Raw genomic sequence first — 16,698 nt, 5'->3', positions numbered from 1 at the left:
TAGCATCTAGAAATTTATCTGTCAACTGTTTTTTATTATTTTTTATAAAAAATATAGCAGCTGTTTTTTTCGACAACTGCTATATATTACTATTTTCTTTTTTAAGTGTCAATGGATTTTTGAAAATTTTTATATTTTTATTTATTGAAGGCTTAAGTCCTAGAGAATTGATCTCTTATCCTCTCTCTTAGGTTTTCTATTTCTCTTTGCTTTTCTCCAAGTTTCTTACTTAAGTTAGGGAAGGATTTTAATATTCTCTTTTCTTCTAAGAGAGTCTTCCTTTCTTTCAACTCTTTTATTCTCTTTTCAATTTCTATAAACTCTGGCTTCTTCTTTAACTCTTCTTGTCTAATTTCTATTTGGACTGTCTTGTCGTAAACTTTTACTCCAATCTTGTCTGATACTTTCTTAATATCTCTACTAACCTTTTCTATTGCTCTAAATTCTTTATTTAATCCAATAATTGTATTAATAGAGGCAACAAGGTCTAGGATCATAATTATTACTAAACTAATTCCAATATATTTTATAAAAGTTTCTGGCACTAAGCCCACAAGTCTTTCTATTATTGGATGGACTGCTTCGAACAAGAGGAAGCAAAACATACCCCATATGACAGAGAATTCTAAGCAGACGTATCCTCCTATGTTTAGTTTTCTATCGGAGTAGTCCCACCATCTTTCGTGAAAAATTTTTTCAAGCATAAAGCCTGCAATAAATTCTATTAGACTCGCTATGAACATTGACCCTAGGAACAAGACCAACTTGTTCTTCTCTGATATATCTGTCAAAAAATATATTACTGCTATGGCTCCAAAACCATATATGGGACAGCAGGGTCCTGCCAAGAAGCCACGGTTTATAAACTTCCCCTTTGTGACTGCGTGATAGGATACTTCTACTACCCAACCTATGAAGGCGTAAATAAAAAAATAAATTAAGTAGTCTTTCATGTCTTCCTCTTTCTAATTTTATGTAAAAAAAATATGTTAGTCTCCTAACATATTATAAACTATTAATATTTAATTTGGCTGTAATTTTTTATTACTTCTTTTCTTCCACTCACGCCTAATTTTTTGTAGACAAGAGTTAAGTTGTTCTTTATTGTTTTCTCACTAATAAATATTTCTCTTGAGATCTCTTTATTGGTCTTGCCCAAAATTATTTCTTCTAAGAGTTGCTTCTCTCTCCTGTTAAGAGTTTTTAGTTTTTCAAACCTGTCGCTCCTATTAGCCTTTGCTTCCTTTAAACTTTCTTCTATATAAATGTAACCTCTTAGTGTCTTGTCTATGCTCTCTCTTACTTCATCAGCTGATGCCCAATAGCTAAGTAGGGAATAATCTATTACAAGTGGAATATTTTTCTCATCTATTAATCTGATCTTATCGACTTCAAGTTTTTCTAAATTTTTGTCTTCGAAAATTAGGATGTCAAAGTCTTCGCCCTCATCCTCATAAAAATCAAGGACTTCATATCCTTCTAGGATATTTTGAAGTCCTCTCATAATAATTTCACTTTTAGTCTCTATAGAAACTCTTGTCATCTTAGTTCCTTTACGCTTTCTCTTTCAAGAATTTGTGATGGTAGTACAAGATTTTCTGATAGGTCGCTGTCCTTCTTGTCAATTTTCTTTAGGATCTTCCTAATGGAAACTGCACCGATATCGTAGTAAGGAATCTTTACAGTTGTAAGTTTTGGTCTATAGATATCTGAAATATAAGATCCACCAAAGCCTGTTACGGAAATATCATCTGGTGTCTTGTAGCCATTGTCTAATAACACATTCATTAAGTGGATGGCAATTGTATCATAGGATGTGAAGAAAGCTGTAACTCCTTCCTTCTTAATTGAGTCAAGAATATTTCCCTCTTCCTCTTCTACATCCTTTACATCACGACCTTCAACAAAAAGATTTATCTTCTTTAAGCCAGCTTCTTCCATGGCCCTGTTGTAACCTTCAATCTTTTTCTTTTCAAAAGTCCTGTCATAATCTTTTCTAATAGCAAGAGATGCAATGTTCTTGTGTCCCTTTTCTATTAAGTACTTAACCATTTCATAGGATGCTTTTTCATAGTCTATTTCTGTTGAGAATTTTTCAATTTCATAGAAGTTTGAAATGATTACATAAGGAATCTTACTTTCTTCAAGTTTGTATTCAAGCTTAGGGTTGTGTAGGTTTGAAATTACAATAATACCTTCAACTTGCTTTTGTGCCAAGAGGTTGGCAAACTTCATTTCAGATTCAGCGTCACCATAGGAGCTTGACAATAGTATGTCATATTTGTACATTCTTCCAATTTCTTCAACCCCTCTTAGGATTTGTGAAATAAAATTGGATCCAATGTCTTCTACAATTACACCAATTAAATTTGATTTCTTTGTAACTAAACTTCTCGCAACTTCGTTTGGTTTATAATCCAAAACGTCAATAGCGTGTAGGACTCTTCTTCGTGCCTCAGGGCTAACAGGTTTCGAGTCATTTATTACCCTTGATACTGTAGAAATGGATACATCTGCCATTTTTGCTACATCTTTAATTGTAGATGCCATAGTTCCCTCCTTATGGTACTATTATTTTTAATTTATTTTCTAAAACTTTAAAGGTCATAGGAAGTGTTGAAGCTTTCTCTCCATCAACATCAATTGTTAGGTTTTCATCACTAGATATTTTTATATTTTTTGTCTTTAAGTACATTACCTTGTTATGGTCAACGTGTCGGCCACCCATTAGTGAGGCAAAAAGTTCAGGGACATCAGAAATCCTAATTTCCTTGAAAATAAGTACATCTAGATAACCATCTGAAATGTCAGCCAAGGGAGCCATTTTTTTAAAGCCACCAACTGAAGTTGAGTTAGTTATTAAAAACAAAAGTCCTTCCACTGTTCCAGTAAATTCTTCACTTTCAACGTGAAAATTTAAACTGTTTTTTGACTTGAAAATTTTTTCTTCTAAAAGGACCCTCGCCCCTTCAAGATAATAAGCCATATCACCTAAACTTGCCTTCTTCTCAGCCGAAACAGTATAGGCAATCTCTGTTAGCATGCCACCTGCTGCTACATTAATAAAGGCTCTATCGCCAGCAAGTCCCAGGTCAATAGTCTTTGTCTTGTAATTTTTTATAATCTTATAGAAGGCATAGGGTGATGTTGGCAGTCCCTGTGCGTTGGCAAAGTCATTTACCGTACCACTTTGTAGGATCCCCAAGGGAATATCCCTACCTGATAGGTACATTCCATTAACAACTTCATTTACTGTCCCATCTCCACCACTACAAATTATAAAGTCTTCTCCAGAATAATCGTAGGCAAATCTTGTGCCATCGCCCTCTTCGTGAGTGAATAGGAGTTCAATCTCATACCTATCTTCACTCATTAACTCTATAAGTTCTAATATTTTGCTTAACGCTGCCCCTCTGCCCGAGTTTGGGTTAGCAATAATTTTAACTCTCTTCATTTTTTCCTCTTGTCCACTATAAAAATAAAAGGAGACGAAGAATAACTCCGTCCCTAGTTTATCTTAGAAAGACTTCTTTAATAGTCTTTGCAACTTCTTTTAAAATATAAAAATAGTCGATGGCGTTATTTGAACTAAGTGAAATAGTTTTAGCTGTATCAGAAATAACATCTGATATATTCATAACTGTATTTGACACTCTATAAGAAGTATCATCGACTTGTCTTGTAATACCATTAACTGTGTCTGAAACAGATCCTACAGTTGACATAAGTCTTTCGACTTCTGGTTTTACATCATTTACAAGCTTTGTAGCATCAGTTGAAATTGCATTCACATTGTCAGAAATGTCCTTGGCATTATCCATAATAGAAGGAACAGTCTTTATTGTGTGATCAATTTCATCTTGGTTTCTCTCAACAATTTCATTAATATTCTTTAAAATTTTAAATACATTAATAAGCACTAAGAATAGTGCGACAAGTGCAGCTATACCAGCTACGTAAAGTAGGAAACTAAGTAGGCCACCTATAGTAAATGCTTGATCTAACATCCTATATTCCTCCTATCTTACTTTCTTGCTTCTTTTTCTACCTTGTCTTTTGTTTCTTCAACAGATTCTTTTACATAATCAGCTGATTTTTTTGCTTCTTTCTTAAGGTCTTCAGCACCTTCTTTTAGGTCTTTTTTAACGTCTTTAGCTGTTTCCTTAACTTCGTCTGTTGTGTTCTTTACATCATATTTAATGTCTTCAGCACCAGCTCTTACGACTTCGCCAATTGCTCTAGCCTTAGCCTTAGCTACTTCAACATCTTCACTAAATTCATATTTCTTTTGTGCAGCTCTTTCTCTTAAATCAGCATAAGTCTTCTTAGCTTGTTCGCCAGCTTGGTAAGCCTTGAATTCAAGAGTATCCCTAGCATCATTAGCTGCGTTAATAGCTTGGTTAGCTGCTTCTTTAGATTTATTTGCTATATCTTCACGAGTCTTTTTACCTTCTTGAGGTGCAAAAAGAATTCCACCAAGGGCTCCTAGTGCAATACCAGTACCGATTTTTGAGATTTCTTTAATTCTTCTTCTTCTAACAGCTTGGTTTCTTTTTTCTTCTAAATAATCGAATAATCCCATAATAACTCTCCTTATATTGTTTATTTGTTAATATTTTACCCTTTAATGCTTAAATTAATCACATTAAGCCAAGATTATCCAAAACAAGACTAAAATGTATAGCAATAAATTTTTAAAATAATAGTAAAAACCGCAATGCCGACACCTAATTAATTCACACCCGCCAATAATTATGGTGGGTAAAAAACTTGATAGCATATTCTGACTTCCGCTCAAAGACGGCTTGTCATAGGACGCTCATACACAGTTTCCCGTGTTTAATTTGTCGGTTGAATTAAGTAGGCATTCTTCGTACATCGCAGAATTTACTTAAATAAATTATAACTCAACGAAAGCGTTTTTTCAATAAGAGCAAGGAAAAAAGGAAAAATCTTTGGGAAGCTTTGCACAAACTTCGATTTCTTTATCACTTCTTGGTAGTTTGAATTTTAAAGAATAAGAATGAAGAGCCTGCCTCTTTATGAGATCTGACTTTTCCCCATAAAGGCTATCGCCAAGGATTGGATGACCTAGGTGGGCCATATGAACTCTTATCTGGTGGGTCCTTCCTGTGTGAAGAGTCAAGAGAACTAAGCTCATGCCCTTGTACTCATCTAGGACTTCATAAGAAGTTAGAGATTTTTTTCCGATTACATAGTTTACCTCTCGTCTTATACCATCTTCGCTTGTGGCAATTGGTTCGTCGATTAGTCCTTCTTTATCATCAAGTATCCCCTCAACTACAGCCAGATATTTCTTCTCCACATCTTCTTTAAAGTCTCTGGAAATTTTATCTTGGGTGAAGGAGTTCTTCGCTGCCACAACAAGACCTGACGTGTCCCTGTCAAGTCTATTGACAAACCTAACCTTCCTCTTTAAGCCCTCCTCTTCAAAGTATCCCAAGAGATAATTTAAAAGAGTCCCATCAGCATCGTCCTTGGCAGTGTGAGTCACCATAAAGGGATCTTTATTTACAATGACAAGGTCATTGTCCTCATAAATGATGTCAAGGTCCCTATGTTCAACTGCTCCATTGGGCTCTTCCTCTTCAAACCTAAGTGACACAAGATCACCCTTCTTTAAAAATTTATTTTTCTTATTTACTCTTGAATTCAAATAAATATTTCCACTCTTAACAGACTTTCTTATTAGCCTTGATGAAAGTCCTCTCTCCTTTAAGAAGTCATTTACCTTTATTTTATTTCCTGAATTTCCATTAAACTTAAAGTTTATAAAGTCTTTGGAATTTAATCTATACATTTTACACCTCTAGTCAAGGGAAGTTTATTCGTTTATAATATAAATAATGATAAAAAAAATCAAGGGGGTTTAGTCTTGTCAAAAATTATAAATATACTTACCAACGCAAATTACGAGTCAAAGAAAACTGCTACGAATTTGCACAAGGTTTTAACAAAATATGGATATGAACCCTTTAACGGTTTCAAAAAAAATGCTGAGCTTTCTATTTGCATTGGAGGCGACGGCTCTTTCATAAAGTCCGTCCACAAGAACGACTTTCCAGAAATGCACTTCGTTGGAATAAACACTGGTCACTTAGGTTTTTATCAAGAGATAAAACCCGAAGAAGTCGAAAAATTTGTAAAGGACTACAGGGATGGCAACTACCAAGTTGATGACATCAAGCTAATTAGGTCTGACATCTACACCAAGAGCAAGACCTACAAGTTTTACTCCGTCAACGAAGTTGTCTTAAAGGCCGCTCACTCAAAGACAATTCACATGAACGTCTTTATAGATAGAAACCACGTTGAAAAATTTTCTGGCGATGGCGTCCTAGTTTCAACTCCATCAGGATCAACTGCCTACAACTTTTCTTCTGGAGGTGCCATAGTCTATCCAAGTCTTCACGTCTTGCAGATGACGCCCATCTCTCCAATGAACTCAGCTGCCTATAGGTCTCTTGGCTCATCAGTTATAGTGCCAGGAGCTCACACAATTTCACTTGTTGTCGAAAAGAGGTACAAGGACTCCAACTTGCTCTTAGTTGACGGGTCAGAATATTACTTCAACAACTTGCACAGGGTCAACATTAGACTCTCAAACAAGACAATAAAAAAACTTGTCTTTTCAAATAATTCCTACTGGGATAATTTAAAAGACAAGTTCCTATAAGAAAATCCTGGTCAAAGCCAGGACTTTTTTTATTTTAACTAATAAGCTTTAAGATGAAAATTAATAATAAAGATTCACAAGACAAAAAATCTCACCCACACAAGATGGATGAGATTTTATTTTTATTTTTATTTGTTTTTCTTTTTAATTGCTGCTTTCACAAAGCCATTAAATAATGGGTGGACCTTTGTAGGCCTTGATTTAAATTCTGGATGGAATTGACAAGCCACGAAGAAGTCTTCGTCCTTTAATTCAATTATTTCAACTAGGTCCTTGTCTTCGTTGATGCCAGAGAAGACTACTCCAGCTGACCTAATCTTGCCCCTGAAGTCGTTGTTAAATTCGTATCTGTGTCTGTGTCTTTCCTTAATTTTTTCTTGACCGTAGAGAGAGTAAACTAGAGTGTCCTTTTCAATTGTGCAGTCATAGTTGCCAAGTCTTAAAGTTCCTCCAACATTTTTTATATCCTTTTGATTTTCTAAAAGGTCAATGATTGGGTAGTTGGCATCTGGATTTATTTCTGTAGAGTTTGAATCCTTTAGTCCAAGCTTGTTCCTTGCAATATCAATTAGGGCAATTTGCATTCCGTAGCAAATTCCAAAGTATGGGATGTGGTTGTCACGAGCGTACTTGGAAGCCAAAATCATTCCTTCAGTTCCACGTGATCCAAAGCCACCTGGTACAATTATCCCGTCAAGTCCATCGAGGATGCTTTCGTCCTTCTCTATGTCTTCAGAATGTATCCACTTGATGTTTACCTTGTAGCCATTTTCGCAACCTGCATCAGTGAGAGCTTGTGTTACAGAAAGATAAGCATCGTGAAGGCTTACATATTTACCAACAAGTCCAATAGTAACTTCGCCCTTAACATCCTTAAATCTTTCAACCATTTCTCTCCACTTGCCCTTGGAAGCTGGCATATCTTTTAGGTCAAGTTCCTTTAAGATGTAGTCATCAAGATGTTGTTCATGGAAAACTAGGGGAACTTCATAAATAAGTTCAACATTTGTGGATTGAATAACTGCTTCCACTGGCACATCACAGAATAAAGAAATCTTTTCTCTCAAATCATCTGTAACTATTCCATTGGACCTTACAATTATTACATCAGTTTTGATTCCATTAGACATTAGTTCCTTGAAGGAGTGTTGAGTTGGCTTTGTCTTTAACTCGTCTGAACCAGGTATGTTTGGCACAAGAACTGTGTGAACAAATAGGACATCAGACTTTTTATTTTCTGAATGTATTTGTCTAATAGCTTCCAAAAATGGAAGGGATTCAATGTCACCTACTGTACCACCAATTTCTGTTATTACAACATCAGCCTTGGACTCTTTTGCAGCCTTGTAAACTGCATTCTTAATTTCATTTGTAATGTGAGGGATCACTTGGACAGTTGCTCCATCGTAATCTCCCCTTCTTTCCTTGGCAATAACTGTTGAATAAACCTTGCCAGTTGTAATTGATGCTCCCTTAGTTAGCTCTTCATCTATAAATCTTTCGTAGTGACCAAGGTCTAAGTCAGTTTCTGCTCCATCCTTAGTCACAAAAACTTCGCCATGTTGGTAGGGGCTCATAGTACCTGGGTCAACATTTAGGTAGGGATCAAATTTTTGCATAAAAACAGAAAGTCCCCTGTCTTTTAAAAGTCTACCAATACTTGCTGCAGAAATTCCCTTTCCAATTCCTGAGACAACTCCACCTGTAACAAATATAAATTTCGTCATACTTCCTCCTAACTTAGTGAATTAAAAATATCTTCGTAAGATGGCAAAGTCATATTCTTTCGAGAGATTAATCTTTCCATTTGGTCGGCAATCCTTCTAGTTGCAAGTAATTTAGTGGCAATATTTCTCTCAACATACTCTGCCTTTTTGTATATGTCATCTATTTTATTTGAATGATCGAGTAGAAGATCAATTTCATCTCCACATTCAAGTAGATCTGTAATCATCTTGTCTATTCTATCATACTTGATCCTTAGTTTTTCATTGTTTTTGAATTTCAAAATTTGAGATAGGTCATTTAATTCAGCCATTCCCATAGGTATTAGGTCCTTGTGGATCATTGAGGCCATAGTCTTGGCTTCAAGGCTGTGATAAATTATTACTTCTTCAAGATTTATATCATAAGAAGCCTTGATTTCTTTTTCTGTATAAATTCCCCTCTTGATAAAAATGTCATTGAAGTCAAAGTCCCTTAAGGCAGCTAGGGCATCGAAATAAGTCTTGTGGTTGGCAAGTCCCCTTCTCTTGGCTTCTTCCTTCCATTCTTCAGAATAATTATCGCCATCACAAATTATCCTGTCGTGGTTTTCCATAATTTCTCTTACAATTTCAAGGGTCTTTTCCCTTAACTTCTTAGGGTCATCTTGGAAGTCCTTTAGTTTTTCATAAATATTTGCAAGAGAGTCTGCCATAGCACAATTTAATGCAATATTTAAGTCAGACCCTGTCTTAGATGAGCCAAGCATCCTAAATTCAAACTTGTTACCAGTAAAGGCAACAGCTGCAGTCCTATTCCTGTCACTAGAGTCCCTAGGAACGCTTAAGAGGTTGTAACCCCTAAAGCTATTGTCAGAATCATTTTTGTATTCAACATCTTCCTTGATGTCCCTAAACAATTCCTCTAGGTCAGATCCTAGGAAGAGGGATATAATTGCTGGTGGTGCTTCGTCTGCTCCAAGCCTAAAGTCGTTAGAAGTTGATGATGCACTTACTCTCAATAGACTTTGGTACTTGTCTGTTGCTTCGATAATTGCTGCAATGAATAATAAAAATACATTGTTGTTGTAAGGATCGTCGCCTGGGTCAAAGACATTTAGTCCGTAGTTTGTGACAATGGAATAATTGTTGTGCTTGCCAGATCCATTGACACTATTAAAAGGTTTTTCATGGAAGAGGCAGACCAAATTATTTTCTAGGGCAGTTTCCTTTAAGATATTCATCAAAAGTTGGTTGTTATCTATTGCCACATTTACGTTTTCGAATAAGATTGCCATTTCAAATTGATTTGGGGCAACTTCATTGTGCTCAGCTTCAGAATAAATTCCAAGCTCGTAAAGTTTTTTGTCTACATCCTTATAAAATTTTTCAACTCTTGCAGGGATTTGACCAAAGTAGTGATCTGATAACTCTTGTCCCTTAGGAGATGGAGCTCCAACAATGGTCCTTCCAATGTTTTTAAGGTCGCTCCTCTTCTTGTAGACTTCCTTATCAAGTAAGAAAAATTCTTGTTCAAGACCAACCTTGACCCTCATCCTGTAGGCATACTCCTCCTTCTCAAACAAGTTTACGACCCTTGTTCCTTCGTCGCTAAGGATTTTGGTTGAGTCAATGAGTGGACCCCTCTTATCAAGTTTCTCTCCCTTGTAGGACATAAAAATAGTTGGGATGTATAAGACACTTCCAATAACAAAGGAATTTGCTGTAAGGTCCCAATAAGTATAACCTCTTGCTTCAAAGGTTGACCTCATACCTCCTGATGGAAAGGATGATGCATCAGGCTCACCCTTTACAAGTTCCTTGCCAGAGAACCTATTGATTGGTTCGTTGTCAGAGGCCCTAGATATAAAGGCCTCATGCTTCTTTGCAGTGTGACCAGATAGTGGCAAGAACCAGTGAGCAAAGTGAGTTGCTCCATTTTTTAGAGCCCATTCCTTCATAGCGTGGGCGATGGCATCAGCTGTCTCCCTGTCTAGGTCTTTTTCGTTTCTTAGTGCGTCCTTCCACTTCAAGTAAATTGGATAAGGTAATGATTCCTTCATCTTCTTCTTGTTAAAACTTTTAATCCCAAATTCTTCTATCATACTTCCCCCTATTAAAAATAAAAACAAAAAAATGGCAATTAATTAAAATTGCCATTATGAAAAACCTGTGGTTTCTTTTTATTTTATTTCAATTTAAAAACTTTGTCAATAAAATAAAGTCAATCAGAATCCCTTAAGAGGAGGACGTGGACATCAAACCACTGACCATGAATTGATATCTTGACTTCGCCACCAAGAAGCTCTGCCAAGTTCTTCACTATGTTAAGACCAAGTCCTGATCCTTCAGAGTGTCGTGACCTGTCAGCCTTTAAGAGTTCTTCAAAAAGTTCATCCGAATTCATATTTAGTTTTTCATTAACTATGTTCTTCACATAAAATTCTATTGTAGACTCTCTTTCTATTACACCAGCAAGGACTCTTGTACTAGGTCTTGCGTGCTTGGCTGCATTGGAAAATAAATTTTCCACTATCCTAACAAAGAGATTGACGTCAGTGTAAATTAAAATTTCATCACTTGCTGACTTGTAAGAAAATTCTAAGTCCCTCTTCTCAAAGAGGGAGTCGTAGTCTCCATAGATTTGTAAAATCATCTCGTTTAATTCAACTAAGGACTTCTCAATAGATAAGTTGCCCGTGCTTGACTTAGAAGCAAAGACCAAGTCAACGATTAAGTCCTTTAACCTCGTTGAATTCCTCTTAAGTATTGCCACAAAATTTTTTGCCTCATCATCAAGGACTTCCTTCTTAGACAAGAGGTCTGCGTAATTAATAATTGAAGTGAGAGGAGTCTTTAAGTCGTGAGAAATATTTGTAATTAAATCCACCTTGAACCTCTCGGACCTAAAGTTTTCTTCTAGTCTTATCCTATCACGTTTCCTGAAGTCCTCCATTAAAACAGTGATCTTGTCTAGGTACTCATTCTCAAAGGGGCTGGGAATTTCAAAGTCATAGCCATAGAGAATAGATTCTACGAGCTCAATGGAAAGAGCATTTTGAGCAAACTGAACTTCCACAATAATAACCGCCCTCAAAATCATAAAGAGGAGGACGTTTAAAAGAACTATGTCGCCACTTATGGAGTTGTAAAAAAGTACGTACATAATTATCAGGGTCACGTTCAGGGTACCAAAGAGCCTAAAATTTTTAAAACGCCTATACTTATAAAGGTTGTAAGTAAAAATTGTATCCAAAAGTTTCTTCCTCTTGATCTTTAAGAGTGCGAAAATTAAAGTTACAAGCCAAGCTAAGATAAAGTGCTTGTTGATGTTAAAGAGTTCAAAAATAATTACAGAGGACACAAAAATATTTTCAAGAAAGACCCTGTCCATTAAATCAACAAAGACCCCTCTCAAAAAAACTTTAAAATCAGATAACATCACTTGACCTCAATCTTATAACCCATCCCATAGACAGACTTAATTAGGTCAGGTTTTCTTGGATTGATTTCAATCTTGTCACGCAAGTGGGAAATGTGAACGGAAATAATTTTTCTCACATCAATAGCTTCTTCTTCCCAGACTCTTTCATAAATCTCATTAGACGAAAAAACTCTTCCAGGATTTTTTGCAAGCAAGTAAAGAATCTTATATTCATAGGGAGTTAGGTTGGCAACTTCATCTTCAACACGAACTTCTTTTAAGTCATCAAATATTGAAACTCTTCCAATTTTTAAATCCCCAGTCTTTATGTCTGAAGCCCCAAGAGAAAAATACCTTCTTATAAGTGAGTTGACTCTCGCTATAAGTTCAACTGCATTAAAGGGTTTAGTGATGTAATCGTCGGCACCAACATTTAGGCCCACTATCTTATCTGTGACTTCACTCTTGGCAGATAAAACAATTATTGGAATATTTGTCTTTTCCCTCATCTTCATTATGAGGGTAATTCCATCCATAACAGGCATCATTATATCAATTATGGCAAGGTGAATTTCATTCTCCTTAATAATTTCAAGAGCTCTAGCCCCATCTTCTGCTGTGAAGACCTTGTAGCCCTCGGCTTTCAAATAAATTCTTATTGCGTCTAAGATATCTTTCTCGTCGTCGCAAACTAATATATTGTAGTTCATAGTATCACCTTTCCCTATTTTATCATTTAATGATTTGTTATAATATGACATTTACTATATAATACTCAAGAGGTGTTAAAGAAATATGTATAATCTTATAGATAAGGTCAAAGACAAGAAGGTCTTTACTTTTTTTGACAAACTAATTTACAGGGTCTTGGTCCACGACACCCTATCTTATGGAGGAAGTCTAACATATTTTTTAATATTATCCATCTTCCCCTTCTTAATTTCATTGATTAACGCTATTAATTTTTCGGGGATTCTTGACCCAGCATATATTTACAGACTTCTCGATGTCCTTCCTGGTGAAATCCAAGAAATCATTAGAAACTTCTTAAAAGAGCTTCATATGTCATCATCGGGGTCCTTTTTCACAATCTCCTTTGTGGCAGGTCTTTTTACTGCATCAACCGCAGTCTTTAAGCTCATGAAGATAATCAATCAATCCTATGGCTTCGTTGAGTCAAGAGGCTTCCTAGCCCAAAGACTAATTGCCCTCTTCTTCACCCTAGCCCTAATCCTCATGATTTTTCTTCTTGTCCTTACACAAATCTTCGGACAAATTATTTATGTAAACATCATGTCCCACCTGGAGATTGAGAATATATATTTCGACAAGCTTTGGTCCATTGCAAAAAATGGAATTCCACTTGCCTATATGCTCGTTACCTTTATCCTCTTGTACAAATTTTCTCCATCAAGGTCTAGAGAAAATATGGTTACAATAAAGAGCGTCTTGCCAGGTTCCATCTTTGCAACCCTTGGACTAATAATTGCCTCTTTAGGATTTAACTTTTATGTTTCCAGCTTCGGCAAGTATTCCATAACCTATGGGTCCCTTGGAGGTATTATAGTATTTTTGATTTGGCTCTATCTCCTATCAACTATAACTTTAATTGGGGCAGAAGTAAACTCCACCCTCTACTCTATGAAGAACTTTAAAAGTCTTAACAGCTGGCCAAGACATGATTCACTGTTTAAAAATTTTTTAGCCTAAGCAATTTCTGTGGCTGCAATTAGTGCAGTCACTTTTTTTATGCCTGCTTTCTTGGCAATCTTTGTCAGTTCAGAGATAGTAGCCCCAGTAGTTATAACATCGTCAACAATAATTATCTCCTCTGCATAATTTTTCACGTGAAAGGCACCTCGTAGGTTCTCTTCACGATCAAACTTCTTTAAGCCAACTTGAAATTTGGTGTCTATTACTTTTTCAAAGACATCTTGGCAAGAAAGGTCCAAGTTTCTCGCAATTTTCTCTGCCAAAATCTTAGACTGGTTGTAACCTCTTTCCCCTTCCTTCTTCCAGTGCATGGGGACATAGGTTATGACTTGGTCCCTTAAGTTTTTATCCAAAATCTTCTCCGTCATAATTTCAGAAATTATTTCCCCATAAGAAAGTTTTCCCTTAAATTTAAAATCAATAATGAGCCTCCTCATGATGCCAGAGTAAGTTGAAGAAACTATTAAATCATCAAGGCCCTCAATGTCATAATAGTAGGCTGGGTCCTTATTAATTAAGCTAATGCACTCCTGACAAAGACCATAGTCTTCAACTAATCTCCCACATAAGGGGCACTTATCCTCTTTTAATTTCATCTTGGTCCCTCAACTTCTTTCCAAGCTTGGAATACCTCTTGCGAGTCCTATTGTTTTCAATCATCTTCATTAGGTAGTCACTTATGCCCACAAGGACAACTGCCTTTGATGCTCTTGTTATAGCTGTGTAAATCAAATTTCTTGTGAGTAGCATGGGGGCAGCCCTGTAAATTGGAATTACAACTACGGGAAACTCACTTCCCTGAGACTTGTGGATGGTCATAGCATAGGCAAGGGCAAGTTCGTCAAGATTGTCTGAAGAGTACTCAACCCTTCTCACATCATCAAAGACAACTGTCAGCTTTTTATTTTCCTTGTCAATTTTTGAAATATAACCAAGGTCTCCATTAAAGACCCCCTTTTGCTTGTCCTCATAAAATTCATTTTCTATTTTAGATTCCAATTCATAATTATTTTTTGTCTGTAAGACCCTGTCCCCCAACTTAAATTTTTTTCCAAGGACTTCTATAAATTCGTCGCTATCATTTAAGTGGTCTTGAAGAGCGAGGTTTAAGTTTTCAGTCCCATGAACTCCCTTCTTAGTTGGGCTTAGGACTTGGACATCAGCCTGACTCACATTAAAATAATTTGGCAGCCTAGTCTTGACAAGGTCCTTGATAATTTCAAGTCCCTTTACCTCTCCTCTTTCAGAAATCATAAAGAAGTCGCCACGATTTAAGATTGGCATATCCCCCTTGTTGATCAAGTGGGCATTTTTGACAATCATAGACTCTTCCGACTGTCTAAAAATTTCTTCAAGATTGACTGACTCAATAACTCCTGACTCCAAAATATCTGCCAGGACATTACCTGGTCCAACAGATGGAAGTTGGTCCTTGTCACCAACTAGGATCAAGCGAGTTGGTGACTCAATAGACTTTAAGAGAGTTTCCATTAAGAGGATGTCTACCATGGAAACCTCATCAAGAATTAAGACGTCACACTCCAGCTCTTCCACGTTGGCAAAGTCACCGCCAAAACCAATCTCAAGTAGCTTGTGAATGGTGAAGGCCTCTCTTCCCGTCTGCTCCTTCATCCTCTTGGCAGCCCTTCCCGTTGGTGCCGCCAACTTTATCACCTTATCCATAGACTCAAAAATATCTATCAAGACCTTTAGAGTTGTGGTCTTACCAGTCCCAGGTCCCCCAGTTATGACAAAGACCCCCTTGTTGATGGCGTCCTTGACTGCCCTTCTTTGAGTTTTTGAAAGTTCAATATTCCTAAATTTTTCCGTCCTACTAATTTTTTCATCAATATCAAAGCTTTCATCAAAGGAATTGTTTAAATCAATTAACTTGCCTGCAACATAATTTTCTGCTGCCAAGTACCTGGCTATGTAGCAGTTGTACTCTTCCCCATCCCTCTCGACAAAAAAGTTTTTTTCAAGAGTTAATGACCTTGCAATCTCATCGGGGTCATCAAACTTTGTCCCAAGAATTTTTTCTCCAGCCTTGATTAACTTGTCAAGTGGCAAGTAAGTGTGCCCGTCCCTATTGGCAAGCATAAGGGCATACTTAAGTCCTGCTATCCTTCTAAAGTCAGAGTCCTTTTCGATTCCAATAGACTCAGCAATTTCATCAGCCTTCTTAAAGCCAAGCCCCCTCACTCGTCCTATCAAGTCATAAGGGTTTTTCATCACAAGATCTATGGACTCATCTCCATACTCCTTGTAAATTTTTAAAATCACTGAAGCAGGAAGGTTGTACTTAGAGAAGTGAAGGAAGATCTTCCTCATGGCATACTGCTTGTCCAAGGCTTCCTTGATGTCCCTGTATTTTTTCTTTCCAATGCCCTTAATAGACAAGAGCCTTTCAGGATGATTTTCTATTACATCAAGGGTCTGGTCCTTAAACTCCTCAACAATTCTCTCAGCCATCTTCTCTCCAAGGTGAGGTATCATAGCAGAAGAAAGATAAGAGGCAACAGCAGCTTCACCTTCAGGCATAACTTCTTCAAGGTCTGTGAAGGCAAACTGCTCGCCATACTTGTTGTGGTAAGTAAAGTCGCCAGTAAATTTGTATTTTAAGTTTTCTTTAAAAATTGTGGCTGAGCCAACAACTACAAGGTCACCATCACTTGAAAATATTTTTGCAACAGTGTAGCCGTTCTCTTCATTTCTAAAAATTATTTTCTCCACAAGACCTTCAAGACTAATCAATCAAAACACCTCGACAATATTGTATCAAGTAATGGAAAGATTATACAGAAATATTTGTGAGCTTATGCCTATTAAAAAAGAGGTCCCTCAGGACCTCTCTCTTAATAAAAATCTTCGTCATTATTCTTTTGTCTTTCGTACTCATCCCTAAAATTATCGTAGCTGTCTTTAAAGGGATCAGAATACTTTTCTCCATAGGACTCATCTATTCTCCCAAGTGGCTCATTGGGAATAATAATAGCAAGGGCGATGTAGACCCAAATGCTAAGTCCTCCTGGCACAATTAAAAGAAAAGCTATAAGTCTCACAAGTGTGGAGTCCATTCCAAGATACTTTGCTATCCCGCCACAAACTCCTGCAAAAAACCTATCATTTCTCGACCTGTATAACTTTCTCATTTCACACTT

General features: G+C 36.6%; 16 protein-coding genes. 2 read left to right on the top strand and 14 right to left on the bottom strand.

Going from position 1 to position 16,698, the window contains the following annotated elements:
- Window positions 1-152 precede the first annotated feature (152 nt).
- The 7 genes from HMPREF1864_RS01245 to HMPREF1864_RS01215 form a co-directional block, all read right to left on the bottom strand.
- A complete protein-coding gene (locus HMPREF1864_RS01245) occupies window positions 153-953 on the bottom strand; it encodes a putative ABC transporter permease (protein ID WP_062571029.1) in 801 nt (266 codons plus the stop codon).
- A gap of 62 nt (window positions 954-1,015) precedes the next feature.
- Window positions 1,016-1,543, bottom strand: a complete 528-nt coding sequence (locus HMPREF1864_RS01240; protein WP_062571028.1) for a LuxR C-terminal-related transcriptional regulator — start codon at window positions 1,541-1,543, stop codon at window positions 1,016-1,018.
- Window positions 1,540-2,550: a LacI family DNA-binding transcriptional regulator gene (locus HMPREF1864_RS01235; RefSeq protein ID WP_062571027.1), complete on the bottom strand. Its 1,011-nt coding sequence runs from the start codon at window positions 2,548-2,550 to the stop codon at window positions 1,540-1,542. The genes HMPREF1864_RS01240 and HMPREF1864_RS01235 overlap by 4 nt, the downstream gene beginning before the upstream one ends.
- A 10-nt stretch (window positions 2,551-2,560) precedes the next feature.
- The gene (locus tag HMPREF1864_RS01230) at window positions 2,561-3,454 is read right to left on the bottom strand and encodes a diacylglycerol/lipid kinase family protein (RefSeq protein WP_062571026.1); all 894 of its coding nucleotides are present in this window, start codon (window positions 3,452-3,454) and stop codon (window positions 2,561-2,563) included.
- Between the two features lie 58 nt (window positions 3,455-3,512).
- Window positions 3,513-4,007, bottom strand: coding sequence for a hypothetical protein (locus HMPREF1864_RS01225; RefSeq protein WP_062571025.1), 495 nt, complete (start codon window positions 4,005-4,007; stop codon window positions 3,513-3,515).
- 17 nt (window positions 4,008-4,024) lie between these two features.
- Complete coding sequence (locus HMPREF1864_RS01220; protein WP_062571024.1) at window positions 4,025-4,582, bottom strand: YtxH domain-containing protein; 558 nt, start codon at window positions 4,580-4,582, stop codon at window positions 4,025-4,027.
- Between the two features lie 342 nt (window positions 4,583-4,924).
- Window positions 4,925-5,821, bottom strand: a complete 897-nt coding sequence (locus HMPREF1864_RS01215; RefSeq protein ID WP_062571023.1) for an RluA family pseudouridine synthase — start codon at window positions 5,819-5,821, stop codon at window positions 4,925-4,927.
- Window positions 5,822-5,896: 75 nt separating this feature from the next.
- Here HMPREF1864_RS01215 and HMPREF1864_RS01210 point away from each other — a divergent pair, with 75 nt between their 5' ends.
- Complete coding sequence (locus tag HMPREF1864_RS01210; RefSeq protein WP_062571022.1) at window positions 5,897-6,697, top strand: NAD(+)/NADH kinase; 801 nt, start codon at window positions 5,897-5,899, stop codon at window positions 6,695-6,697.
- Between the two features lie 128 nt (window positions 6,698-6,825).
- On the opposite strand, the gene HMPREF1864_RS01205 is transcribed toward HMPREF1864_RS01210, so the two are convergent.
- From HMPREF1864_RS01205 to HMPREF1864_RS01190, 4 genes are all read right to left on the bottom strand, one after another.
- The gene (locus tag HMPREF1864_RS01205) at window positions 6,826-8,424 is read right to left on the bottom strand and encodes a CTP synthase (RefSeq protein ID WP_062571021.1); all 1,599 of its coding nucleotides are present in this window, start codon (window positions 8,422-8,424) and stop codon (window positions 6,826-6,828) included.
- An 8-nt stretch (window positions 8,425-8,432) separates the two neighbouring features.
- Complete coding sequence (locus HMPREF1864_RS01200; protein ID WP_062571020.1) at window positions 8,433-10,505, bottom strand: glutamine synthetase III domain-containing protein; 2,073 nt, start codon at window positions 10,503-10,505, stop codon at window positions 8,433-8,435.
- 119 nt (window positions 10,506-10,624) lie between these two features.
- Window positions 10,625-11,842: a sensor histidine kinase gene (locus HMPREF1864_RS01195; RefSeq protein ID WP_062571019.1), complete on the bottom strand. Its 1,218-nt coding sequence runs from the start codon at window positions 11,840-11,842 to the stop codon at window positions 10,625-10,627.
- Complete coding sequence (locus HMPREF1864_RS01190; RefSeq protein WP_062571018.1) at window positions 11,842-12,534, bottom strand: response regulator transcription factor; 693 nt, start codon at window positions 12,532-12,534, stop codon at window positions 11,842-11,844. Before HMPREF1864_RS01190 ends, HMPREF1864_RS01195 begins: the two co-directional genes overlap by 1 nt.
- Before the next feature lie 85 nt (window positions 12,535-12,619).
- On the opposite strand from HMPREF1864_RS01190, the gene HMPREF1864_RS01185 reads away from it, so the two are divergent.
- Complete coding sequence (locus tag HMPREF1864_RS01185) at window positions 12,620-13,534, top strand: YihY/virulence factor BrkB family protein (protein WP_062571017.1); 915 nt, start codon at window positions 12,620-12,622, stop codon at window positions 13,532-13,534.
- Here the strand turns inward: HMPREF1864_RS01185 and HMPREF1864_RS01180 are convergent.
- The 3 genes from HMPREF1864_RS01180 to HMPREF1864_RS01170 all read right to left on the bottom strand — a co-directional run bounded on the left by HMPREF1864_RS01180 (window position 13,531) and on the right by HMPREF1864_RS01170 (window position 16,689).
- Window positions 13,531-14,133, bottom strand: coding sequence for a ComF family protein (locus HMPREF1864_RS01180; protein WP_062571016.1), 603 nt, complete (start codon window positions 14,131-14,133; stop codon window positions 13,531-13,533). The two genes, HMPREF1864_RS01185 and HMPREF1864_RS01180, sit on opposite strands and share 4 nt — an antisense overlap.
- Window positions 14,114-16,291 (bottom strand): SF1B family DNA helicase RecD2, encoded by a 2,178-nt coding sequence (locus HMPREF1864_RS01175; RefSeq protein ID WP_062571015.1) that lies wholly within the window; start codon window positions 16,289-16,291, stop codon window positions 14,114-14,116. Before HMPREF1864_RS01175 ends, HMPREF1864_RS01180 begins: the two co-directional genes overlap by 20 nt.
- 101 nt (window positions 16,292-16,392) lie before the next feature.
- Complete coding sequence (locus HMPREF1864_RS01170) at window positions 16,393-16,689, bottom strand: PspC domain-containing protein (RefSeq protein ID WP_062571014.1); 297 nt, start codon at window positions 16,687-16,689, stop codon at window positions 16,393-16,395.
- Window positions 16,690-16,698: the final 9 nt, after the last annotated feature.

Origin of the sequence: Peptoniphilus sp. DNF00840 (assembly GCF_001553125.1) — a bacterium.
In the GTDB taxonomy this organism is placed as follows: domain Bacteria; phylum Bacillota; class Clostridia; order Tissierellales; family Peptoniphilaceae; genus Peptoniphilus_A; species Peptoniphilus_A vaginalis.
The sequence above is the reverse complement of the archived record's forward strand: the minus strand, read 5'-3'. Positions and strand labels throughout refer to the sequence as shown.